19 protein-coding genes and 1 pseudogene are annotated in these 22982 nt (G+C 67.7%); 11 read left to right on the top strand and 9 right to left on the bottom strand.

Annotated elements, in window-relative coordinates; all coding sequences use genetic code 11:
- The first annotated feature begins 2 nt into the window (after positions 1-2).
- Positions 3-1394, top strand: coding sequence for an FAD-binding oxidoreductase (locus NM962_11630; GenBank protein ID UVO10702.1), 1392 nt, complete (start codon positions 3-5; stop codon positions 1392-1394).
- A gap of 53 nt (positions 1395-1447) precedes the next feature.
- Positions 1448-3019: an acetolactate synthase large subunit gene (locus NM962_11625; protein ID UVO10701.1), complete on the top strand. Its 1572-nt coding sequence runs from the start codon at positions 1448-1450 to the stop codon at positions 3017-3019.
- Between the two features lie 11 nt (positions 3020-3030).
- Here NM962_11625 and NM962_11620 read toward each other — a convergent pair whose 3' ends face one another.
- The gene (locus NM962_11620) at positions 3031-3690 is read right to left on the bottom strand and encodes a cutinase family protein (GenBank protein UVO10700.1); all 660 of its coding nucleotides are present in this window, start codon (positions 3688-3690) and stop codon (positions 3031-3033) included.
- 90 nt (positions 3691-3780) lie between these two features.
- Entirely contained in the window at positions 3781-4410 is a 630-nt protein-coding gene (locus tag NM962_11615) for a cutinase family protein (GenBank protein UVO14682.1), read from the bottom strand.
- Between the two features lie 828 nt (positions 4411-5238).
- Between NM962_11615 and NM962_11610 the strand changes: the two genes are divergently transcribed.
- On the top strand, positions 5239-6768 hold the full coding sequence (locus NM962_11610) for an Hsp70 family protein (protein ID UVO10699.1): 1530 nt from the start codon (positions 5239-5241) through the stop codon (positions 6766-6768).
- Here the strand turns inward: NM962_11610 and NM962_11605 are convergent.
- A complete protein-coding gene (locus NM962_11605) occupies positions 6765-7841 on the bottom strand; it encodes a class I SAM-dependent methyltransferase (GenBank protein UVO10698.1) in 1077 nt (358 codons plus the stop codon). The genes NM962_11610 and NM962_11605 overlap by 4 nt on opposite strands.
- A gap of 83 nt (positions 7842-7924) precedes the next feature.
- On the opposite strand from NM962_11605, the gene NM962_11600 reads away from it, so the two are divergent.
- Entirely contained in the window at positions 7925-8641 is a 717-nt protein-coding gene (locus NM962_11600; protein ID UVO10697.1) for an SHOCT domain-containing protein, read from the top strand.
- A 155-nt stretch (positions 8642-8796) separates the two neighbouring features.
- Here the strand turns inward: NM962_11600 and NM962_11595 are convergent, their stop codons facing one another.
- The 3 genes from NM962_11595 to NM962_11585 are packed head-to-tail and all read right to left on the bottom strand — an operon-like array spanning position 8797 to position 12324.
- Positions 8797-9411 carry an MBL fold metallo-hydrolase gene (locus tag NM962_11595; protein UVO14681.1) on the bottom strand — a complete coding sequence of 205 codons (615 nt, stop codon included), beginning with the start codon at positions 9409-9411 and terminating at the stop codon, positions 8797-8799.
- 14 nt (positions 9412-9425) lie between these two features.
- Complete coding sequence (locus NM962_11590) at positions 9426-10511, bottom strand: S-(hydroxymethyl)mycothiol dehydrogenase (protein UVO10696.1); 1086 nt, start codon at positions 10509-10511, stop codon at positions 9426-9428.
- A 10-nt stretch (positions 10512-10521) separates the two neighbouring features.
- On the bottom strand, positions 10522-12324 hold the full coding sequence (locus tag NM962_11585; GenBank protein ID UVO10695.1) for an amidohydrolase family protein: 1803 nt from the start codon (positions 12322-12324) through the stop codon (positions 10522-10524).
- A 92-nt stretch (positions 12325-12416) separates the two neighbouring features.
- Here NM962_11585 and NM962_11580 point away from each other — a divergent pair, with 92 nt between their 5' ends.
- From NM962_11580 to NM962_11565, 4 genes are all read left to right on the top strand, one after another.
- The gene (locus NM962_11580) at positions 12417-13502 is read left to right on the top strand and encodes an AraC family transcriptional regulator (GenBank protein UVO10694.1); all 1086 of its coding nucleotides are present in this window, start codon (positions 12417-12419) and stop codon (positions 13500-13502) included.
- The gene (locus NM962_11575) at positions 13489-14322 is read left to right on the top strand and encodes a beta-lactamase family protein (GenBank protein UVO10693.1); all 834 of its coding nucleotides are present in this window, start codon (positions 13489-13491) and stop codon (positions 14320-14322) included. Before NM962_11580 ends, NM962_11575 begins: the two co-directional genes overlap by 14 nt.
- 134 nt (positions 14323-14456) lie before the next feature.
- Positions 14457-14978: a DUF3145 domain-containing protein gene (locus tag NM962_11570; protein UVO10692.1), complete on the top strand. Its 522-nt coding sequence runs from the start codon at positions 14457-14459 to the stop codon at positions 14976-14978.
- Positions 14979-15061: 83 nt separating this feature from the next.
- On the top strand, positions 15062-15955 hold the full coding sequence (locus NM962_11565) for a hypothetical protein (protein UVO10691.1): 894 nt from the start codon (positions 15062-15064) through the stop codon (positions 15953-15955).
- A gap of 6 nt (positions 15956-15961) precedes the next feature.
- Here NM962_11565 and NM962_11560 read toward each other — a convergent pair whose 3' ends face one another.
- A complete protein-coding gene (locus tag NM962_11560) occupies positions 15962-16870 on the bottom strand; it encodes a diacylglycerol kinase (protein UVO10690.1) in 909 nt (302 codons plus the stop codon).
- Positions 16867-18486, bottom strand: coding sequence for an FAD-binding oxidoreductase (locus tag NM962_11555; protein UVO10689.1), 1620 nt, complete (start codon positions 18484-18486; stop codon positions 16867-16869). Before NM962_11555 ends, NM962_11560 begins: the two co-directional genes overlap by 4 nt.
- Before the next feature lie 17 nt (positions 18487-18503).
- Between NM962_11555 and NM962_11550 the strand changes: the two genes are divergently transcribed.
- The 3 genes and pseudogenes from NM962_11550 to NM962_11540 all read left to right on the top strand — a co-directional run bounded on the left by NM962_11550 (position 18504) and on the right by NM962_11540 (position 21656).
- The gene (locus NM962_11550; GenBank protein UVO10688.1) at positions 18504-19082 is read left to right on the top strand and encodes a TetR/AcrR family transcriptional regulator; all 579 of its coding nucleotides are present in this window, start codon (positions 18504-18506) and stop codon (positions 19080-19082) included.
- Positions 19082-20638: a glycerol-3-phosphate dehydrogenase/oxidase gene (locus NM962_11545; GenBank protein UVO10687.1), complete on the top strand. Its 1557-nt coding sequence runs from the start codon at positions 19082-19084 to the stop codon at positions 20636-20638. Before NM962_11550 ends, NM962_11545 begins: the two co-directional genes overlap by 1 nt.
- Positions 20639-20666: 28 nt before the next feature.
- Positions 20667-21656, top strand: a pseudogene (locus tag NM962_11540) (FAD-dependent monooxygenase).
- Between the two features lie 33 nt (positions 21657-21689).
- Here NM962_11540 and NM962_11535 read toward each other — a convergent pair.
- Complete coding sequence (locus tag NM962_11535) at positions 21690-22931, bottom strand: PucR family transcriptional regulator (GenBank protein UVO10686.1); 1242 nt, start codon at positions 22929-22931, stop codon at positions 21690-21692.
- Positions 22932-22982: the final 51 nt, after the last annotated feature.

The raw sequence follows: 22982 nt of genomic DNA, 5'->3' as shown, positions 1-22982 counted from the left end.
GGATGTCCACGGTAGACAGCTCACGTCTTGAGGCCGCGCGCAAGTTCGCCGACATCGTCGGAGCAGGCGCATTGCTCACCGGCGAGCAGATCGGCCCCGACTATGCCCATGACGAGGCACTGGTCGGAGCCCCGGTGACGCCGAGCTACGTTGCCCGCCCGCAGACCGCCGAGCAGGTTGCGGCGCTGTTGGCCGCGGCAACCGAGGCGAAGGTTCCGGTGACGGCTCGCGGTTCGGGCACCGGCATGTCGGCCGGCGCGCGGCCGTGCCCCGACGGTCTGCTGATCTCCTTCGAGCGGATGAACGCGATCCTGGAGATCGACACCGACAATCAGGTTGCGGTGGTGCAGCCCGGGGTCACGCTGGCCGACCTCGACACCGCGACGGCCGAGGCGGGGCTGATGTACACCGTCTTCCCCGGGGAACTGTCCGCCAGTGTTGGAGGCAACGTCGGTACCAACGCCGGCGGTATGCGCGCGGTCAAATACGGGGTGACGCGGCACAACGTGCTCGGCCTGCAGGCCGCGTTGCCGACCGGCGAGCTGATCCGCACCGGGGGGCGAATCACCAAGCTGTCCACCGGTTATGACCTGACCCAGCTCATCATCGGTTCGGAGGGCACCTGCGCGCTGGCCACCGAGGTCACCGTGCGGCTCTATCCTCGGCTCGGGCACTCTGCCACGTTGTTGGCGCCGTTCTGCGATCTGCCCGCGGTGATGCGCGCGGTGCCGGCGGTGGTGCGCAGTGGGGTGGACCCGGTGATCCTCGAATACGTCGACAAGCTCACTCTGGCCGCGATCAGTTACTCGCAGAACCTGAACCTGGGCATCCCCGACGCGGTGCGTGAGACCGCCGAGGCCTACCTGGTGGTGGGGGTGGAGAACCGTGACCGTGAGCGCCTCGACGACGACGTGGCCATGCTGGGTGAACTGCTCGCCTCACTCGGCGCCGACGATGTATATGTGCTGGAGGGCAATTCAGCGCATGCCTTGATCGAGGCCCGCGAGAAGGCGTTTTGGACGGCCAAGGCCGCCGGTGCGCATGACGTGATCGACGTGGTGGTCCCGCGGGCCGAGATGCACCAGTTCCTCACCAAGGCACAGGGATTAGCCCAAACGGCGGGAGCCGGAGTGGTCGGCTGCGGACACGCCGGTGACGGCAACGTCCACCTGGCGGTGTTCTGCGCCGACGACGAGGTCCGCCACCGGCTGCTGCACGACATCTTCGCGACCGCGATGGACCTCGGCGGCGCCATCTCCGGTGAGCACGGTCTGGGACGGGTCAAGACGCAGCATTTCCTGGAGCTGGAGGACCCGGTCAAGATCGCTTTGATGCGCCGGATCAAGGATGCCTTCGACCCCGCCGGGATCCTCAATCCGGGCGTGCTTCTATAGGCAGCAGATTGCGCGTCCCGCAATTTTTGGTGCTCGGCAAGAAAGGCAGTCATATGACTAACGGAGCACAGGCCCTGATCGCCACCCTGGTCGACAGCGGGGTGCAGGTCTGCTTCGCCAACCCAGGTACTTCCGAGATGCATTTCGTGGCCGCCTTGGACTCGGTGCCGCAGATGCGCGGGGTGCTGTGCCTGTTCGAAGGCGTGGTGACCGGTGCCGCCGACGGGTACGCCCGGGTGGCCGCAAAGCCCGCCGCCACCCTGCTGCACTTGGGGCCCGGTCTGGGTAATGGCCTGGCCAACCTGCACAACGCCCGCCGCGCACACGTGCCGGTGGTCAACGTCATCGGTGACCACGCCACCTACCACAAGAAGTACGACGCACCGCTGGAATCCGACATCGAGCCGCTGACCGACTGGACCCACGGGTGGGTGCGCCGCACCGGCTCCGGCGGTGACGTCGGCCGCGATGCCGCCGAAGCGGTAGCGGCGGCCATGGCCAGCCCGGCGCAGATAGCCAACCTGATCCTGCCCGCCGACATCTCCTGGGACGACGGTGCGCGAGCCGCCGGCCCGGTCCAGCCGGTGCCGCCGGCCGCGCCCGACAAGCAGGCGGTCGCCGAGATCGCCGAGGTGTTGCGCAGCGGTGAGTCCGCGGCACTGCTGATCGGTGGCCCTGCCGCCGGCGATGTGCGCGCGCTGGAGGCCACCGACCGTATCGCCGCCGCGACCGGCGCGCGCGCACTCGTCGAGACCTTCCCGGCCCGGCTCACGCGCGGTGCCGGGGTCCCGCCGATCGACCGTCTCGGCTACCTGGCCGAGCAGGCCGCATTCCAACTCGACGGGATCAAGCACCTGGTGGTGGCCGGCACCCGGTCGCCGGTGTCGTTCTTCGCCTACCCCGGTAAGCCCAGCGACCTGGTTCCCGAGGGCTGCGTCGTGCACAACCTGGCCGGTCTGGAGACCGACGTGACGGCCGCGCTGGCGCAGCTGGCCGAGGCGGTGGCGCCCGGTGTGCCGCCGCGGCCGGCGCCGGCCGCCGTCCCCGAGCTTCCAACCGGCGATCTCACCCCGCAGAACTGGGCGCAGGTGATCGGGGCGCTGCTGCCGGACAACGCGATCATCTCCGACGAGGCCAACACCTCGGGCCTGATGCTGCCGGCGGCTACCGCCGGCTCACCTCGCCACGATGTGCTCACGCTGACCGGAGGGGCGATCGGACAGGGCCTGCCGGTGGCGCTGGGCGCTGCCATCGCGGCGCCGGATCGGCCGGTGATCGCGCTGCAGGCCGACGGCAGTGCGGCCTACACCATCTCCGCGTTGTGGACCATGGCACGCGAGAACGCCAACGTGACCGTCGTGTTGATCAACAACAGCTCGTACGCGATCCTGCGCATGGAGCTGGCCCGGGTGGGCGCCGAGGGCGAAGGGGGCGGCCGCGGCCCAAAGGCAGAGGCTCTGCTCGACCTGTCGCGGCCGAACATGGATTTCGCGAAGATCGCCGAGGGGTTCGGGGTGCCGGCCACGGTGGCCACCACGTGCGAGGAGCTCGCCGAACAGTTCCGCCGCGCCGTCGCCGAGCCGGGGCCGCACCTGATCGACGCGCGGGTCCCGACCCTGTTCTGACCGCGTCGGGCCTAGCTGACGCTCTGGCCGGCCCTGAGTCGGCTCGCTACGAATGTCGCGGCTTCCACGGTCTTGCCGTCCTGCACGTACATCAGGTGCGGGACGACGCTTCCGCTGTCTTCGCAGTAGATGTCGCCCGTCAGACAGAAGTCGATGGTTTTCGGGCGGTAGGACGAGGCGAGGACCGGCAGTGGGCCGCCCCACAACGAGGTGGAGTACGGGCTCGACGGCGGGCCGAACAGCGCCACCGCGACCACGTGGTTGGCGACCGGCGCCGGCAGCGCATTGCTGGACATGGCGATGACGCTGGCGCCTTGGGAGTAGCCGCCGAGCACGAGCTTGGTCTTGGGGCAGTTGGTGACCGTGGCCTGAATGTGGGCGGTGGCGTCAGACTCACCGAGCACCGCGCTGTTGCGGTAGTCGGTGCTCGCCGGGTACTCGACCGGGTAGACGTTCACGTTGAGGCCTGCCAGCTGCTCCTGCAAGGAGCCGACGAACGCGTCACCGACGTCACCGAGCCCGACGGGCTGGCCGGAGCCGCGGGCGAACACCACTTCGGCGTCCGGGCAAGGCTCTGCGGATGCGATGGGCAGGCCCACCGGCGCGGCCACCAGGGTTCCGGTGAGCATCGCCGCGGCAGCGAAGCTGCGAACAGTGTTACGCAAATTCATCCCTAAATGCTGACATGTCTTGCTGGCCACTGGCCTGCGGGTTGCGAATCAGCAAACCGCAAAGTAGGCCGTGCGGAGCGAAAACGGAGGTTAAAGGCGGTTTGCCGCGTACGCCGCGCCCTCGTCGGCGATGCCGTCATAGGCGCCGGGAGCGTGCGCGGAGAAGTTCAGTCCCTCGGAGCAGACCGGGTCCTCGAGCGCACACAGCTGGATGGTCTTGGCGGCGTATGCCGGGCCGATGACCAAGGGCGGTTGGCCGAGGAAATTCATAGCCCGGTCGTTCGGGGTTCCGAAGAGCACCACGGCGGCGACGTGGTCAGCCACTTCCGGGGGCATCGGCCGTGGTATGTCGACCCCTTCCACCCCGTCCGGGATGGCGCTGGCGGTCGAGAAGCCCATCACCGCAGCGCCCTGCGAGAAGCCCCCGAGCACCATCTTGGTCTTGGGGCAATTCGCTGCCGTGGCCTCGATGTGGGCAGTGGCGTCACGGATGCCTTGAATGCCGGTCGGCCAGTCGTTGGTGGCCGGGTAATCGATGGCGTAGACGTCCACTGGCCGCTCGGGCAGTCGGTTCCGTAGCGAGTTCACAAATGCTTGCCCGGTCTCGCCCAGGCCGGCTTCCTCGCCAGTGCCTCTAGCAAACAAGACTTGGACATCCGGACAGGGGTCTGCGAAGGCAGCGGGAGGGGGCGCGACGGTGCTGTGCAGCAGCCAAGTCAGGGCCAGAACAACACCGAGGGAGCGAAGGATCCGTCGTGGGTTCACCGGTACATGGTGGCATACGAAGCGCCTCGTGTGCAGCGGACACCCCAGGCAGTGAACCTATTCAGTGGTTGCTGACCGATCGTCTGCGATATGCTGAGTAGTTCATATCGGATATCTGAGTCACAGCTGAGATCGGTTCAGATGCGGCCTTGTGTTACCGGGCGTTGTCCGTCGGGTGTCCTCGAGGTGACGTCTGAGGATTGCGTATCCAGCAAACCTTGGATGCGCCCGCGACCACGAGTGCGAGCAGTTGAATCCCCAGGACCGACGCGATCAGCGCGCCGACCGACACGTCGTAGAGCCAACCGGTGAGAACCCCGCCGACCCCGGCCGCACCCGGCCCGGCGGCGAACGCCCGGCAGGCGCTGGCTCGTCGCCCCGGCCACCGCCACGGTGACGCTGCCGGCGAAGGCGAACACCGCCACAGCCGGCAGGATCGGCAGACTCAACACGACCTTGCCGCCGAACCGGCCGTAGCACCTACCCCGAGGCGAGGGCTGCCACCGCGTTGGCGCCCATGGCTGCCGCGTACCGCACCGGCACTGCCGCGGCCGGCAGCAAACCATGGTTGACCAGACGAACCGCCAGGCCCTCAACGTCGGGCGGGATGCACCGTGGCTCGGCGCTCGCATGCGATCAGATACCAGACGTCTGCGGCAGTCCTCGGCGTGACTTCTCCGGCGCACCAACGGCGCTGCAATGCGAGGTATATCGGACATTCGTCGGTAAAATTACGTAGACCGGTGTGCTCTGACCGCCGGATGACACCGTGGATGGGACAGCATGGCGCAAGAGACAGGCCCCGCGTTGGGGATGTCCGTCGGGGCAACCACATTGGCGGCGGTCACCGCCGATCGCGCGATCACCCGTCGGCCCGTGCTGACGCTGTTCCGGGATCGGCCATCCCAAATCGGCATGCCCTCGGAGAACTCCGCAGTGAGTTCTGAACTGCACGACCGTGGCCTCGTAGTCACCGATTTCGTGGATCGCGTCGGCGGCGGCAGGCCGGTGGTGGCGAGCGACGGATCGACCCACCGTCCCGAGCAACTGCTTGCAGATGGGTTGCATGCCTTGGCGTACGCGGTGACCGAGGGACGTCCGATTCCGCCGGCGGTAGCGGTCACCTATCCCGCGCACTGGTCGCGTGACGCCGTCGGCGCGCTGCGCACCGCGCTGGGGCGGGTTTCGGAGTGGGCGCAGCATCCGGTGTCGCTGATCTCTGACACGACGGCAGCTTTGACTGCGCTGCAAGCGAATCCGGGCCTACCCGATCACGGGATCATTGCGGTGTGTGACTTCGGGGGGAGCGGAACCAACGTCACTCTTGTCGACGCGGAGCGCGGTTTCGAACCGATCAGTGCCACCCGGCGCAGCGCGGTCTTTTCCGGCGATGTGATCGACCAGGCGCTGCTGGATCACGTGGTTGCCGATCTGGGTGGCAACGGCGACGGGCCTCCGACAGTGGGGTCGCTGACCCGGCTGCGCAGCCAGTGCCGTGATGCCAAGGAGCAGCTGTCGTCTGAGACGGTGGCCGAACTCGCGGGATTCCACGGCGGCGTATGGCTGACCCGGGTAGAACTCGACGAGGCCTTGCGTCAGCCGCTTGAGGGCCTTTACACCGTGTTGCAGAACACTTTGGACGGCAACGAGATTGTTCCCGATGCGCTGTCGGCCATCGTGTCGGTCGGCGGCGGGGCGAACATGCCGACGGTCACGACCGGTCTGTCGCAACGCTTTGGGGTCGCCGTAATCAGCTCGCCACGACCACAGTTGACGGCGGCCATCGGCGCCGCGCTGAGCGTTGCCGGCAATGTGGTGGCCGTCCCGAAGAAGGCACCGCCGCCGGTGGCGCCGCCGTTGCAGTTCCCGGAGTCGGCGCCGCCGCCGGAGCACGTTCCGCCACCGGTGCCCGACAGCATCCCGGATGAGGGGCTGCAGCCGTTGGTGACACCACCGCCGCCGCGCCCGGCACCCGCTGCGCCGCGCCAGCCCGCCGCACCGGAACCCGAGGAGATCGGCGGCCAGGTCGGCGTGGAGTGGTATCGGCGGCCGGTCCCGGTGGTGATCTTGGCTGCGCTGGTCGCGATGTTGCTGGGCACGGTTGCTGTGCTGGTGCTGCGGCATGCCGCCGACACCGGACCGGGCCCGAGCGAGCTGACGCCAGTGTCGTCGACGACAGCCACCACCGCACCGTCCTCGACGTTCGAGCTGCCCCCGGCGTTCGCGCCCAGCCCGGAACCCATTTCGCCGAGCCTGCCCGAGATTCCCGAGAGCTCGACGCCGGAATCCACTGAGAGTCCCGTCAGCCCCTAGCGTTGCTTGGCGAGAACGATCAGCGCCAGCGGAATCTGCACCTGCTGGGGGTTGCTCGCGAGCCGGGCGGCGACGCCGGCTTCGAGGTGACGCACGAAGTCGGCTGCGCGCGGGTCGTCGGTGCCACCGGCCAATGCGGAGGCCAGCGTGGGGAAGACGACGGCGCTGACGAAGGCGGCCCAATGGGTGCCGAGCGCGACCGCATCGCCGTCGTGCAGGTATCGGTCCCAGAACCGGTCCTCGGCGTCGAAAACCTCCAGCCGCTCGATGGTCAGCGACTCGAACCGCCCCGCGGGGGCGAACGGCGCACGAAGTTCCTTCTCACTGCGGCCGAGCACCGGAATCGTCATGCGGGCCACCTCATCACGAGTCAGTGCGCCGTCGCGCACCTGCTCGCCGAGAACCGCGACGATCGCGTCGAGCAGCGGCTGGTAGCCCGATCGGCCGGCGGCGTCGACGGCGGCGGTCAGCACCAGCAGCTTGCCGCCCGGGCTCAATTCCCGGCCGCGGAACGCCACGAAGTCGTGCCAATCCTGGGCGGCCTGGCGGGTGTAGACGTGCCGCGCGGCGTCGTCGTCGCTGTGCTCGACATGGACGTGGTCGGCGAACTCGGGCAGCTCCCCGGCGGGCCGGCGCAGCCACATGGTCGACCAGGACGTCCAGCCCAGGTTGACGCTCTGCGAGGGCAGGATCTGGCTGTAGAACGACCGGCCTATCGCCGAGGGGAAGCTGGCGGTGTCCTTGCGGGCATAGCTGTCGGGATCGTCAGCCAGCGTGGTGAACAGTGCGGTGAAGTCGTTGTCGGGCAGGTCGGTATGGACAACCAACACGGGATGGTCGGTCCGGGTTCGCCGTCGGAATGCCGCGATAGCGGCCCCGATCGGAAGCAGTGAGTTGTAGCCGGTGGCGGCGCCATAGTCGGCGACGACGATCGGCCGCGGCGCGGGGGGCAGCGGAACCGTCGCCGCGAGCTGTTCGAAGACACCGCTCGCGTGGGCCAGTCCGGCCGCCTGCAACCGGCTCGACGGAGCGCCGCCGGACTCGGGGCGGACCACGATGCTCGACTCTGGCATGGCACCTCCGACCCCGGCAACGCCGTCATCGATATTCACCACTGACGGTAGCCGTATCGACGATCCGTGGCACACTTCCGTAAGTGGGTGCACAGCGGGCGATCGGACGCGTTCCGATCGTGGTGGCAGCCGGCCTGATGACCCTTGGGGTGATCGGCTTCGTGGTTGCGCTGATTCTCAACGTCTTTGTGCTGGACCGCTACGACGCCTACGGCGAGGTGCCGATTCCGGGCTCAGGCAGGGTGCATCTGCCGGCGGGCGAGGTGACGGTGAATCTGCACACCCGGGTCATCTCGAGTCCCACCGGCGGCGGACTGCCGGTCCCACCCATCAGCGTGACGGTGACACCACCAGACGGCGTGCCCGATCCGGAGTTCGAGGAAAGCGTCGGGATGACCACCACGGTCAACAACGACAGCCGGCGGCGGCTGTGGCGGATATCCGTGGCCGAGGCCGGTGATTACCAGATCGTCACCGACGGGCAGGTCGGCGCCTATATCGCTCCACGGTTGGCCTTCGGCAAGCCCGCCGGCCACTCGACACTGCTGTGGGTGTTTCCGGTGATCTTCGTTCTGGGGCTCGTGGATCTGATCGCAGGCCGGCTGTTGGCGGCCCGGCGTCGCCGCCCGTCGGTGGAGACGGGTGGCACGGGCAGGGAATTGAGCCACGATCGGTTGGTTTCCGAGGGCGAAGGAATTCGGATCGAGCAGCTCAAAACGATAACGGCGCTGCGTGATTCGGGAGCGCTGACCGAGCAGGAGTTCGCCGAAGAGAAGCGGCGCATCCTGCGCGGGCACTGAGGTTCCTCCTCGCCGCTCGTACCTCGCGGCGCATCGTCACCGGCGGGGTTGGGTGGGCCTCTTCCTCCTCGCCGCTCGTACCTCGCGGCGCATCGTCACCGGCCGCGGTTGGATGGGCCTCTTCCTCCTCGCCGCTCGTACCTCGCGGCGCATCGTCACCGGCCGCGCGCCACCCACTCGTCGTAGTGGACCAGTTCGTCACCGATACGCGTGGTGTCGCCGTGCCCGGTGTAGACGACAGTGTCGGCCGGCAATTCGCCGAGCCGCCCGGAGATCGACGCCAAGATTGTCGGGAAGTCCGAGAACGAGCGGCCAGTCGCCCCCGGGCCGCCGCAGAACAGAGTGTCGCCGCTGAACACCGCGCCCAGGTCCGGCGCATGCCAGCACACCGAGCCCGGCGAGTGACCGGGCGTGTGCAGCGCCCGCAATTCCAAACCTCCGACAGCGAGCGTGTCACCATCGGATACGGCCCGAAAGTCGCTGTCCGGGTGCGTCATCTGCCACAGCATGTCGTCGCCGGGATGCAGCAGCACCGGCGCATCGAGTGCTCGGCCCAGCTCCGGGGCCACCGTGATGTGGTCGTTGTGCCCATGCGTACACACCACGGCCACCACGTTGCGGCCGCCGACGGCTTCGATGATCGGGGCGGCGTCGTGGGCGGCGTCGAAGACCACCACATCGGAATCGTCACCGACGATCCAGATGTTGTTGTCCACTTCCCAACTGCCGCCGTCGAGTTCGAAAGTACCGTGGGTGATGACTCGCTGAATCGGGCTGCTGGAGGTCACAGCACCATGACCGACCGCAGCACCTCGCCGCCGTGCATGCGTCCGAAGGCCTTCTCGACATCGTTCAGCCCGATGCGTTCGGAGACGAACTTGTCCAGCGGAAGCCGGCCCTGCAGATAGAGGCTGATCAGGGTGGGGAAGTCGCGCTCGGGCAGGCAGTCGCCGTACCACGAGGACTTCAGCGAACCGCCGCGGGAGAAGAAGTCGATCAGCGGCATCTCCAGTTGCATATCCGGAGTCGGAACCCCCACCAGCACAACGGTTCCAGCCAGATCACGCGCGTAGAAGGCCTGCTTCCAGGTCTCCGGCCGACCGACCGCGTCGATCACCACGTCGGCGCCGAAACCGTCGGTGAGATCCTGGATGGTCTCCACCGGGTCGAGCTCGCGGGCGTTGATGGTGTGAGTGGCGCCGAATTCACGGGCCCAGTTCAGCTTGGTGTTGTCGGTGTCGACGGCGATGATGCGCCGGGCACCGACCAGGGCCGCTCCGGCGATCGCGGCGTCGCCCACGCCGCCGCAACCGATCACCGCGACGGTGTCGTCGCGGGTGACTCCGCCGGTGTTGATCGCGGCGCCCAGACCTGCCATCACGCCGCAGCCCAACAGACCGGCCACCGCGGGATCAGCACTGGGATCGACCTTGGTGCACTGACCTTCGTGAACCAGCGTCTTGTCGGCGAACGCCCCGATGCCCAGTGCCGGGGTGAGCTCGGTGCCGTCGGTCAGGGTCATCGGAACCGAGGCGTTGAAGGTGTCGAAGCACAGGTGCGGGCGGCCCCGCTTGCAGGCGCGGCACTGTCCGCACACCGCGCGCCAGTTCAGGATCACGAAGTCGCCGGGGGCGACCGCGGTGACCGCCGATCCCACCGACTCGACCGTGCCAGAGGCCTCGTGGCCCAGCAGGAAGGGGTAGCTGTCGTTGATACCGCCGTCGCGGTAGGTCAGGTCGGTGTGGCACACCCCGCAGGCGCTGATGGCGACGACCACGTCGTTGGCACCGGGCTCCGGGACGACGATGTCGGTCACCTCGACCGGCTTGCCCTTTTCACGGGAGATCACCCCGCGCACTGTCTGACTCATGGAGTCAACCTTATGTTGCCGCCTGCGCGCCCGGTGCTGAGACCGTGGCTTGCCCGGCGACCGCCGGGGTGCGCGTGTCGGCACGCAGGAAACTCCCGGTGCGCTGCGTGCCGAGCACGCTGGTGGGCTGACCGTCGAGCACCACCGCGCGGCCGGAGATGAGCACGGCGTTGACGGCTTCGTCGTTGCGGTTAACCATGCGTGACATCCCGCCGTAGGGGGCGAAGGGCTCCTCGGCGTAGGCGTCCAGGGTGTGGTCGAGGTGGGTGGGATCGATGACCACGACATCGGCTCGGTCGCCCACGCGCAAGTGACCGGCGTCGACCCGGTACCAGTCGGCAAGTTCACCGGTCAGCCGGTGCACCGCCTGCTCGACCGACAGGAACGGCTGGCCGGCCTGCTGGGCATCGAGGACGTGGCGCAGCAACCGCAGACCCATGTTGTAGAACGCCATATTGCGCAGGTGCGCGCCCGCGTCCGAGAAGCCGATCTGGATGCCCGGTTCGGCAGCAAGCTTCTTGAGCACCTCGGGCCGGTCGTTGGAGATCGTGGTGTGCCAGCGCAGCGCGGTCCCATGTTCCAGCACAAGGTCGAGGAACGCATCGACGGGATGCACGCCGCCACGCTCGATCCCGACCTGCCCGAAGGACTTTCCGATCACCGAGGCGTCCGGACAGTCGACGATCTCGGCGTCGAAGAAGTCGCGGTGCCAGACCCGCGGGCCGTACTTGTTTTCGTAATCCTTGCGGAAGCGCCGTCGGTAGGACTCGTCGCGTATCAGCTCGTCACGTTCAACGGCTTCCCGCAGGTGCAGGGCCTCGGCGCCGGAGCCGAACTCTTCGAAGATCACCAGGTCGATGCCGTCGGCGTACACCTCGAACGGCACCGGCAGGTGCTGCCAGCGGAAATTAGCGCCCAGCCGGGTCAACATGCGCGATGCCTTGACCATCGCCGGAATCGCCAACCGGTTGCTCTTGACGTCGGCGGCGGCCAGCAGAGTGGTTTTGAGCGGCCGGCGGAATATCCCCAGGGCCTGCGCCAGCTGAGACACCACATCTAACGGGTTCTTGACGTCCGGCCCGGCCTGCAGAATCCGTCCGCTGCGGCGCAGCTTCGCCTTGAGGCGGCGCAGCTCCTTGGGCTTGGCGTATGTCGACGGCAGCGTGCGCGAGCGGCAGACGTCGCCATCCATCTTGTCGAAAAGCAGCTGTTGGGAAGACATTCCGACGAATCCAGCCTGCAACGCCTCGTCCAGCATCTGTTCCATCCGGGCCTGCTCGGCCGGTGTGGGTCGAGCGTCGGCGCGGGTGGCACGGTCCAATCCCATGGTCGCGGCGCGCATGTCGGAATGCCCGATGAACGCCGTCACATTGGGGCCGAGCGGTAGCTTCTCGAGGCTGGTGATGTAGTCCTCACAACTCGACCAGGTCTTGTGCGCATCGATGGTGTCGACCACGTACTGGCGCGGGATGGCCTCCACCCGACCGAACAGATCGCCGGCATCCTGGCCGTCGACGTGGATGGTGGACAGCGAGCACGAGCCCACCAGCACCGTCGTCACGCCGTGCCGCACCGACTCCGACAGCGAGGGCGCGAGGACTATCTCGACGTCGTAGTGCGTGTGGATGTCGAGCAGTCCGGGCATCACCCATTTGCCGGCCGCGTCGATCACCCGGTCGCAGCCCGCCTCGTCGAGTGGTTCGGCCGAGATGACGGCGACGTGTCCGTCGCGGATACCGATATTGCGGATCGCCGACGGCGCCCCGGTGCCGTCGAACCACCGACCGCCACGGATCACGGTGTCAAAGCTCACGGGTATTCCTTTCCGCCGAATGCCGTTCCAGCATGTCTCGCAAGACGGCCGAAGTCTTGACATCTGCGGACATTTCTTTGATATTTGCGGACATGTCGGTGGTGCGCGGCACCGCGCTGTCGGGATACCCGGAGCTGGTCACCGAGCTCGGCGGTGATCCAGGGGCATTGCTGCTGGCCGCCGGGGTGCCAGACGGGTCCGTCGGAGCCCACGACATCTTCGTGCCGTACCGCGCGGTGATCGTCGCTGTTGAATCTGCGGCGACTGCGACCGGCTGTTCGGATTTCGGGCGCCGCCTGGCCCTACGCCAAGACATCGGCAACTTCGGGCCGCTGGGTGTGGCTGCACGCACCGCGGCCACCGTCGGCGGCGGATTCTCGATCGTGGAGCGGTTCTTGTCCGCCTACAGCCCGGCGATCTCGGCGCGCATCATCCCGGGCGGCCGTGCCGGCGGTTCAGCGAGGCTCGGCGCAGGAGAGGGGAAGCTGGGACCGCCGCATGAACCAGGCGAATCGTTCTATGCGTTCGAGGTGCTCATCGAGCGGTCGCCGCCGCATCCGCAGACCACCGAGCTGTCGCTCGGGGTGTCGCTGGGGATCATGCGGATGATGTTCGACGAGCCCTATGCGCCGCTGTCGGTACACCTTCCGCACGAGGCGCTCACCCCGGTGCGCGACTATCTCGCCTACTTCGGCTGCCGGCCTTACTTCGCGCAGCCGATCGCCGGGTTCACCTTCCGTACCGTCGATCTGGACCGCCCCCTGCACCGGGACGACCAAGCGCATCAGGCGATGGTGCATTACCTGCGCGGCATCACGTCAGAGTCGCCGGGCATCGCGGGCTCGGTCCGCGCGATGACGCGCCAGCTGTTGCCCACCGGCGCCGTGAGCCTGGAGTTGATCGCAGGTCAGCTCGGCCTGCACCCCAAGACACTGCATCGGCGGCTGGCCGCCGAAGAGACTACGTTCGCGGCCCTGGTCGACGGCGTCCGCCGCGATGCCGCCCACCGCTACCTGCGTGACACCGACATCAGCCTGGCGCACCTGACCCGCGAACTCGGCTACGCCGAGCAGAGCGTGCTCAGCCGGTCATGTCAGCGCTGGTTCGGGTGCAGTGCGACCAGTCACCGCAAGGCGGTCCGCGCCGAGGTTAGGCTGACCGGCGATGCCCGCCGCTGACGCTCTCGCCGCCCTCGACGACTGGCCGGTCGGTCATGCGGCCGCCGCCGTTATCGGCCCGAACGGGGTGCTGGCCACCCACGGCGATACCGCTCGACCGTTCTACCTCGCGTCGGTGACCAAGCCCCTGGTGGCACGGGCGGTGCAGGTCGCGGTGGAGGAGGGGGCCGTCGAACTCGACACCCCGGCCGGGCCGCCGGGTGCCACGGTGCGACATCTGCTCGCGCACGCCTCCGGACTCTCGGCGGACTCCGATCGGATCCTGGCCAAGCCCGGCACCCGGCGGGTCTACTCCAACCACGGCTTCGCGGTGCTGGCCGAAGCCGTACAACAGGAGTCCGGGATCGAATTCGGCCGCTACCTGACCGAGGCGGTGTTCGAGCCGCTGGGCATGACGGCCAGCCGCCTGGACGGGGGAGCGCCGGCGGCTGGATTCGGGGGTACCTCGACCGTCGCGGACCTGGCCGCTTTCGCCTACGACCTGCTGACCCCGGTCACGGTGTCGCCGGAGCTGCATGCCGAGGCCACCCGCGTGCAGTTTCCCGGCCTGGACGGAGTGTTGCCCGGCTACGGGCCGCAGCGGCCGAACGACTGGGGCTTGGGCTTCGAGATCCGGGACGGCAAGACGCCGCACTGGACCGGTGCGGACAACTCGCCGCGGACCTTCGGCCATTTCGGCCAGTCAGGCACCCTGATCTGGGCTGATCCGGCGATCCAGCGGGCGCTGGTGGTGCTCACCGACCGCGACTTCGGGGACTGGGTCACCGGCCGGTGGCCGGAGCTGTCCGACGCCGTGGTGGCTGCGTATAGCCGGGACTAGCCAACACGCGTCACACAAGGCACAATAGACACATACAACACTGAATACACTCCAGTTTCTGCAGCAACACTGCTCAAATTCGGTCCGCCAGGTCGTTGGGGAAGACGTCCCTCGTGGATCCGAAGGAGCAACTGATGCGCGCGACGAATCAATTCGCCGACGTGACCAGCGGCGTGGTGTACATCCACGCCTCGCCCGCGGCGGTGTGCCCGCACGTCGAGTGGGCACTTACCTCGGCTTTGGGTGCCCGAAACGGCCAGGCAAAGCTCAACTGGACGCCGCAACCTGCCATGCCGGGACAGCTGCGAGCCGTGGTCAACTGGGTCGGACCGGTGGGAACCGGCGCCCAGCTGGCCAGTGCGCTGCGCTCCTGGTCGGTGCTGCGCTTCGAAGTCACCGAAGACCCCAGCGCCGGAGTCGATGGCCAGCGGTTCAGCCACACCCCGCAGCTCGGCCTGTGGAGCGGGACGATGAGCGCCAACGGCGACGTGATGGTGGGGGAGAACCGCCTGCGCACACTGATGGCCGCCGGCGCCGACGCGCTGGCCGCCGAGCTGGAGACCGTGCTGGGCACGGCCTGGGACGATGCGCTGGAGGCCTACCGCGACGGCGGCGAGGGCGCGGAGGTGTCCTGGCTCAGCCGTGGTGTGGGGTAGCTTGCAGGATCGCTAAACTCGTCCACAGCTACTTCTTAGGGTAGATTCGCCCGCACGCTGTTCTCACCGTCAAGGAGTTAATGATGCGTGCCCTGATGTGCTCGGCTGCGATCGCCAACGCGACACTGGTGGCTGCTGGTCTGATCGCCGCCAACCCGGTCACACCCGAGATCGCCACGTCAAGTGTCGCCGTGCGGTTGACAGCTGACGGAGATCTGACCAACGTTCCGCTGAACTTGCTCTACGACATCATCAACATCCCGGCCAACGCGCTGAAGGCCCTTGACGCGCTCGCCTATGCGCAGTTCTTCTCCGGCTCCTGGTTAGTCGAGAGCGCGACAAACCTCTTGGGTGTCGACCTCGCGGACCCGCCAAAATTCCAGGCAACGGTCGACTTTCAGATCCCGATTCCGGCGCTCTCGAAGCCGATCGGTGAGCAGTTGGTCGGTTTCCTGGCGGCCGAAATCCCGACCAACACCGCCTGCGAAAGCGGCGTGTGGTGCACTCTCGACGGTTGGATAGCGCTGCTCAAAGGTTACGGCCAGGTGCCGATCTCGGAGCTGCTGAACGGCTACACCTTCCCGACAGAGGGACCGACTATCACCGACCCGCACGGCGCGGTCGAGGGTGCGTTGGGCTTCCCCGGTACAGTTATCGGTTCAGACGGCTCGGACGTCTACCCGTGGGCCGGCACGACGTTCACCTTGGATCTAGGGAAGCCGTGGGCCGACTATTGGACCCACTTGACTGCCGACCCGTCGGCGGACCCGCTGGTGTCGATGCCCAACGTATTCCATGTGCTGATCGACGTCGCGACAGCGTGGTACGTGATGCTGAACCCATTCCTTCCCGGAGGCACCTACATCCCGGCATACCCATGGCTGCACACGGACGCACCGGCGCCAGCCGACTTCAGCACCTCGGTTGACACGCTGCCCGGTCAGCTCGGTGACCTGTGGACCTCGCTGGCCTCTTGAGACCGATTAGGGCGTACGCAGGATCTGCAGCGCGCCCGGTACCGCTGACACCGTCACGGGAAGCGGAGCCACGTAGTCGCCGTCGGCGTAGGCGTTGATTCCAGGGCACTCCACCCGAATCGACTTCGCCCGCCGGGTGCTCACCTCGTCGAGCAGTACATGGGTGCCCTTGAATACGGTGGGGAACAGGCGGATCAGCTTGGTGCGCGAGCTCGAGTGCACCATGGTGACGTCCAGCAGGCCGTCGGCGTGATCGGCGCCCGGGCAGATCAACATGCCGCCGCCGTAGCTGCGGGTGTTGCCGAACGCCGCCAGCGTCAGCTCGATGTCCAGCGGCTCATCGTCGTCGAAGGTCAGCCGGAACGGCAGCAGCCGCAGCTTGGACATCTCCGCGACCATGGCGACGTTGTAGCGCATCCGGCCGTGCGGCCAGCGCATCCGGTTGACGCGGTCGCTCACCAGCGAATCGAAACCGGCCGCCATCACGGTGCCGAACCAGGACACCGCGCCGCCGTCTTCGACGATGCGGCCCAGATCGATTGTCTCGGTCTGGCCTTCGGCGACGACGTCGGCGGCCGCCTCGGGATCGCCGGTGGGCAAACCGTATTCACGGGCGTGGTCGTTGCCGGTGCCGGCCGGGATGATCCCCAACGGCACGTCGCCGAGTGCCAGGGACTGCAGCGCCAGCGAGATGACGCCGTCGCCGCCGGCTACCACCACGGCGTCCGTTCCGGCGGCCAGCGCCTCATCGAGCAGCTGTCGTGCATGGTGCGCATCGGAGCCGACGATGTGGTTGACGTTGACACCGCGCTGTTGGAACCGTGCCAGCGCCCGCTCGGCGGCATGCCGGGCATTACCGTGCCCGGCGGCCGGGTTGGTCAGCAGCGTGATCCGTTTGATCTGACGCGACGTCATGGAATCAGTTTGCCGGGGTTGAGGATTCCGGCGGGATCCAGTGTGGCTTTGACCGCTCGCAGCACCTGCACACCCAGCTCGCCCACCTCTTCGCTCATCCACGGCCGGTGATCGGCGCCGACGGCGTGGTGGTGGGTAATGGTTCCGCCGGCCCGCATGATCGCATCGCCTGCAGCGACTTTCGCGGCCTGCCACTGTTCGATGGGATTGCCGCGCTGACCCGCAACCACGGTGAAGTACAGCGATGCACCGGTCGGGTAAACGTGCGAGATATGGCACAACACCAGCGCGGGCGTCCCGCTGTCGCCCAGCGCGGTGGTCAGCGCCTCGGTGACCGCCGCCTTGAGGGTGGGAACACGCGCCCAGTCGGTGGCGGTCTCCAGCGTTTCGCACAGTGCCCCGGCGGCCAGCAGCGAATCGCGCAGGTACGGCGCGGAGAATCGGCCGTGCTCCCAAGCCCGTGCCGGTGCTTCGCCCAGTGACGTGCCGCCGTGTTCGGCCAGCACCGCGCGGGTCTCGGCATGCCGGCTTTCGGTGTGCTCGGCGGTCCCCTCGAACAGCGTGATCGCCAGGCAGCCCCCAGTGATCTGTTGCTCGCCGATCTGCTCGGTGGTGGCCAGGTTCACGCCCGTCTCGGCTTCGTCGGACAGCCGGATCACCGTCGGTCCGGCGCCGGTCTGCGTGACCGCGCGCAGCGCCGCGGCACCGGTGGCGAAGTCCGGGAACGACCACGCCTCATAGCGGGTGGTCGCCGGCACCGGATGCACGCGCACCCGCACCTGGGTGATGACGCCGAACGCGCCCTCCGACCCCAGCAACAGCTGGCGCAGGTCCGGCCCGGCCGCCGAAGCCGGGGCGCGGCCCAGGTCCAGCACGCCGGCCGGGGTGATCATCCGCAGGCCGCGGACCATGTCGTCGAAGCGGCCGTATCCGGCGGAGTCCTGGCCCGAGGAGCGGGTGGCGGCGAAGCCACCGAGGGTGGCGAATTGGAAGCTCTGGGGAAAGTGGCCCAACGAGAAGCCGTGCTCACCGAGCAGCCGTTCGGCATCGGGCCCGGTGACCCCGGCGCCGAATTCGGCCTCGCCGGAGACCTCGTCGAGGTTGAGCAGTTCATCGAACCGACGCAGGTCCACGCTCACCACTGCTGTGAATCCGCCGCGGATCGGGTCGAGTCCGCCGACGACGCTAGTGCCGCCGCCGAACGGGACCACCGCAATGGCGTGCTGGCTGCAGTAGCTCAAGATCGCGGCGACTTCGTCGTCGTTGCTGGGCAGCAGCACCGCATCGGGCGCATCCTGGGTGTCGGAATCATTGCGCCGCAGCAGGTCCAGGGTGGACTTGCCTCCGGCGCGCAGTAGCCGTGCGGTGTGATCGATGCGGCAGAAGCCCTCGCCGACGATCGCCGCCAGCGCTGCGCGGTCGGTGTCGGTCAATGCCGACGGCGTGAGCGACACCTGGTTCGGATCGCGTTCCGGGGCGCTCGTGCCGTCCACGCCCAGGGCTGCCTTGAGCAGTTGACGGATGCCGTCGCTCAAAGGCTTGGCTGCTGCCGGATCGCCCCAGGCGTTCCACTTCATCGGCGGGGTCAGGGCGTCCTGGGCATCGGCCGGCGTCATGCGTTACAGTATTACACATGCTGTCAACTAGTAATGACGAGCAGGTGGAGGTCGGGGAGCGCATCCTCGATGCCGCCGCGAGCTGCCTGCTCGCATTGGGAATGGAGCGGGTGACGCTGGCGGCTATCGCGCGCCGCGCCGGGGTGAGCCGCCCAACGGTGTACCGGCGGTGGTCGGACAGCCGCTCGGTGATCGCCGCACTGCTGACCGCGCGGATCACCGCGGCCTGGACCGAACTCGAGCAACCGGGAACCGGGCGTGAGGCGCTGGTGAGGCGGATCGTGGCGGTTGCGGCGCGGCTGCGCCACGACGAGGTAGTGATGCAGGTGCTGCATCACGCACCCGATCTGGCGATGGTCTATATCGCCCAGCGGATGGGGGCCAGCCAACGGCGACTGATCGATCTGGTGGCCGGCGAACTGGGCGGCGCCCAGGCCGCCGGGAGCGTGCGAGCCGGCGACCCGCGTGAACTCGCCGCGATGTGTCTGCTGATCACCCAATCGGCTATTCAGTCCGCGCAAGTCGTCGCGTCGATCCTCGACGAGGACGCACTCTCCACCGAACTGGCCTACACACTGAACAGGTACCTCTCCTGATGCCCGATACTGCTGCGCTCAACTCCGCCCGCCGCACCGCCGAACTGACCGCACTGGCCGATGGCGCACCCGTTGACGTCGTCGTGATCGGCGCGGGCATCACCGGCGCCGGCATCGCCCTGGACGCGGCCACGCGCGGCCTGCGGGTGGTGTGTGTGGACAAGCAAGACCTTGCGTTCGGCACCAGCCGGTGGAGTTCCAAACTGGTGCACGGCGGACTGCGCTACCTCGCGACCGGCAATGTGGGCATTGCGCGGCGCAGCGCCATCGAGCGCGGAATCCTGATGACCCGCAACGCACCTCACCTGGTGCGGGCGATGCCGCAACTGGTCCCGCTGCTGGGGTCGATGCCGCGACGGGATCGGGCCCTGGTGCGCACCGGGTTTCTTGCCGGGGACGCCCTGCGCCGGTTGGCCGGCACACCCGCGACGGTGTTGCCCCGCTCGCGACGGGTCTCCGTCGAGCACGCCGTGGAGTTGGCGCCGACCGTGCGCCGCGACGGCCTCGACGGCGGCCTGTTGGCCTACGACGGGCAATTGATCGACGACGCCCGCCTGGTCACGGCGGTCGCTCGAACCGCGGCCCAGCACGGCGCGACGATCTTGACCTATGTGGCGGCATCGCACGCCACTGGCGACACGGTACGGCTGACCGACCAGATCTCGGGTGAGTCGTTCGATGTCAAGGCCCGGGCAGTGATCAACGCGACCGGGGTGTGGGCCGCCGACATCGACCCGGCGCTGCGGCTGCGGCCGAGTCGGGGAACCCACTTGGTGTTCGACGCAGCTACCTTCGGCAATCCGACCGCCGCGCTGACCGTGCCGATCCCCGGTGAGCTCAACCGGTTCGTGTTCGCCATGCCCGAGCAGCTGGGGCGGGTCTATCTGGGCCTGACTGACGAAGAGGCGCCCGGGCCGATTCCGGATGTGCCGCAACCTACTTCGTCAGAGACCTCATTCCTGTTGGACACCGTCAACACCGCGCTGGGCACTGCTCTGACCACCGCCGACGTCCGCGGCGCCTACGCTGGGCTGCGGCCGCTGATCGATACCGGAGAAGGCCGTACCGCCGACGTCTCACGCAATCACGCCGTCGTCGAATCGGGGACCGGGGTGTTCAGCGTGATCGGAGGCAAGCTGACCGAGTACCGGCACATGGCCGAAGATGTGCTGGACCGTACCGTGCGCCTGCGAGCTTTGCGTGCCGCGCCATGCCGCACCCGGGACCTGCCGCTGATCGGTGCGCCGGACAACCCGGGATCTGGCCCTTCGGCGGCGTCCGCGCCGCGTGCCCTGCCCGAGTCGTTAGTGGCGCGCTACGGCGCGGAGGCGCCCAGCGTGCTGGCCGCCGCGGCTTGCGAGCGGCCCGCGGAACCGGTGGCCGACGGGATCGACGTGCTGCGTGCCGAATTCGAGTACGCCGTCAGCCACGAAGCTGCGCTGACGGTCGAGGACATCGTGGATCGCCGGACCCGGATCGGCTTGGTCGCCGAGGACCGGGAGCGCGTCATCGAGGTGGCGCGAGAATTCCTTGCGGGGCCGATTGACTCGCGCTAAGACGGAACCGAATCGTATCGGTTAATATCGCGGCCCCTGGCGGCAGTTCGTCCCGCAGCTAGGCGACGGTGACGCCATCCAGGTCGTCAACGACGACGTTGACGGCATCTTTCTGCCGGTGCGTGACGACTTCGGGATGCTGGTCACCACCTACTTGCCCGGCCGCGGCGAGTCCGCGGAGCAATTCACCGCGGACCGGTGCCGCGAGATCGTGCTCAAGGCAATCGGCGAGTCAATTGACGTCGAGATTATCGAGGCCGCACCATGGCAGCCCTACGAGCGAGTCGCGGACCAGTTCGGCTGCGGCAGAGTGTTTCTTGCCGGCGACTCGGCTCACGCCATGCCTCCGTTCAACGCCGGCGGCGCCAACTGCGCCCTTGCGAGTGCACACAATCTGGCGTGGAAGTTGGCTGCGGTGCTGACCGGATCGGCCGGCCCGGACCTGTTGGACACCTATCAGGCCGAACGGCGTCCGGTCGGACGCTTCAGCGCACGCCAATCGTTGACCGGTCCGGCACTGCGCCTGCTGCGGCGAGATGGCCACGGCCCCGAACTGCCGCCGGACGAAGAGGCGCCGATGTTCGCCCTGCTCATCGGTCACCAATACCACTCCACTGCAGTGGTTTCCGATGATCCAGACCCGGTCGACCCGGACCCCGTGTCGTTGGTGACGGAGTTGCGGGCCCAGCCCGGAACCCGGCTCCCGCATATGTGGCTGCAGCATGGCGAGAAGCGGATTTCGACCCTCGACCTGCTCGGGCCGGGCTTCACCGTGCTGACCGGGCGGGACGGTGGAGCGTGGCGGGCCGCTGTGTCGCATGCATCGGAGGTGCTGGGGATCCCGCTGGCCGTGCATCGGATCGTCGATGAGCAGTGGGCGCCTACCACCGGTTTGGCAGCCGACGGCGCGTTGTTGATCCGCCCGGATGACTTCGTCGGATGGCGCAGTGAGTCGCTGCCGGCTGATCCGGAGATCGAGCTGCAGCGGGCACTGGCGACCATTCTCGCTCGAATTTAGCGGCGGGCCTGCTGAGGTCGCGGCCCACGGAATCTAGGGCGCGTTCTGCGGGGCGGCCGCCCGCCAGCGCAACACCTCCAAAGCCACGGCGACATGCACACTGGAGTCCTTCAATGGCTTCGGAAGCAGGCTATCTGCATGAACAAGCCTACGCAGCAACGTGTTTCGGTGTACGAAAAGACGCTCAGCGGCTCGGGACGCATGGCACTGCTCGTGGACAAACGTCAGTACGGTCCGCTGGAGCTCGGCGTCGGCGGACTCGAACTCGCCGAGCGTGTGTTTGACGAATCGATCCGCGCGTTCAGTATTGGTGCTCAGCGCGGCAACGAGTTCGACATCGGTGAACCTGACTACCCGCTGGGTGGCTCCGAACTGCGCCATCATGCGCTGCGTGCTGATCGCATCAAGGTGGCTGCGCCGGAACCCGTCGATTCCCGCCGCCGTGGGCCCGACGGCCATGCGCACGCCGGCTAGCTGATTCACGACGGTGATGACATCGGCCAGATCGTGGCCGTCTTCCCCGGGAATCCATACCCAGCGAGTGCCAGCCCCGGCCAGCACTGACAGCGGCCGGGTGCCGGCGGCGCTGCGCAGTATCGTCTCGGTCACCCGGTCCAGATCCGTCAAGGCGGTATTAGCCCGAGCGCTCCATATCACCAGAGCGGTATGGTTCCGCTCGAATTCGTAGCCGAGCTGGCGCTCGGCTTGCCGCTGGGTGATCGGCGCACCGTCGAGGATCAATCCGACGATTTCCCGGCGTTCGGCGTGGGTGCCCCGGGTGAGTTCGTCACGTTCGGCCTGTATCTGGTGGTAGATCCCGGCGATCGTGGCGTCGACGAACGCTGCCATCGAGCGTGCCGAGACGTCAAGCACATCGCGCAGCTCGTCGGGGTCGGAGGTCAACGTGAACACTTTGCGCATCCAGTGCCGCCAGACGAAGTCCTGTCCGATGCGGTACCAGTCCACGACGGCCGACTCGTCCATGCCGCGGCGAATCAGGTCGCGGGCCACGGTGAGCGATTCGGTGCCGACGTTGGCGGGCACCGGTTCACCGGGGTGGCTGATGTTCGCGGCGACCCAGTGCAGCTGGATCGACCGATTGCACTGACGGATCGACTCGGCCAGCACCGGGTCGTCGGCGACTGCCCGAATGTAGGGGGACGCGAGGGTGGCTTGGTCCAACTCGCTGAGCCAACCCTGAGATCCACTGAGAACCATCTCGGCGCGCTGCCGGATGAGTTCGCGGACTCGTGGCGACGGACGGCCCCATTGCATCCGTCGAAGTCTAGTTGTAGCTGTGCATGATGCACCATCATTGGTCAATGT

This window comes from Mycobacterium sp. SVM_VP21, from assembly GCA_024758765.1.
GTDB classification, from domain to species: Bacteria; Actinomycetota; Actinomycetes; order Mycobacteriales; family Mycobacteriaceae; genus Mycobacterium; species Mycobacterium heraklionense_C.
Note: the sequence above shows the minus strand (reverse complement) of the source record. Positions and strands in the feature narration are given on the sequence as shown.

Coding starts and splice junctions, on each gene's coding strand:
- NM962_11630 (UVO10702.1), top strand. CDS start 3: ATGTCCACGGTAGACAGCTCACGTCTTGAGGCCGCGCGCAAGTTCGCC.
- NM962_11625 (UVO10701.1), top strand. CDS start 1,448: ATGACTAACGGAGCACAGGCCCTGATCGCCACCCTGGTCGACAGCGGG.
- NM962_11620 (UVO10700.1), bottom strand. CDS start 3,690: ATGAATTTGCGTAACACTGTTCGCAGCTTCGCTGCCGCGGCGATGCTC.
- NM962_11610 (UVO10699.1), top strand. CDS start 5,239: ATGGCGCAAGAGACAGGCCCCGCGTTGGGGATGTCCGTCGGGGCAACC.
- NM962_11605 (UVO10698.1), bottom strand. CDS start 7,841: ATGCCAGAGTCGAGCATCGTGGTCCGCCCCGAGTCCGGCGGCGCTCCG.
- NM962_11590 (UVO10696.1), bottom strand. CDS start 10,511: ATGAGTCAGACAGTGCGCGGGGTGATCTCCCGTGAAAAGGGCAAGCCG.
- NM962_11580 (UVO10694.1), top strand. CDS start 12,417: ATGTCGGTGGTGCGCGGCACCGCGCTGTCGGGATACCCGGAGCTGGTC.
- NM962_11575 (UVO10693.1), top strand. CDS start 13,489: ATGCCCGCCGCTGACGCTCTCGCCGCCCTCGACGACTGGCCGGTCGGT.
- NM962_11570 (UVO10692.1), top strand. CDS start 14,457: ATGCGCGCGACGAATCAATTCGCCGACGTGACCAGCGGCGTGGTGTAC.
- NM962_11565 (UVO10691.1), top strand. CDS start 15,062: ATGCGTGCCCTGATGTGCTCGGCTGCGATCGCCAACGCGACACTGGTG.
- NM962_11560 (UVO10690.1), bottom strand. CDS start 16,870: ATGACGTCGCGTCAGATCAAACGGATCACGCTGCTGACCAACCCGGCC.
- NM962_11555 (UVO10689.1), bottom strand. CDS start 18,486: ATGACGCCGGCCGATGCCCAGGACGCCCTGACCCCGCCGATGAAGTGG.
- NM962_11550 (UVO10688.1), top strand. CDS start 18,504: ATGCTGTCAACTAGTAATGACGAGCAGGTGGAGGTCGGGGAGCGCATC.
- NM962_11545 (UVO10687.1), top strand. CDS start 19,082: ATGCCCGATACTGCTGCGCTCAACTCCGCCCGCCGCACCGCCGAACTG.
- NM962_11535 (UVO10686.1), bottom strand. CDS start 22,931: ATGCAATGGGGCCGTCCGTCGCCACGAGTCCGCGAACTCATCCGGCAG.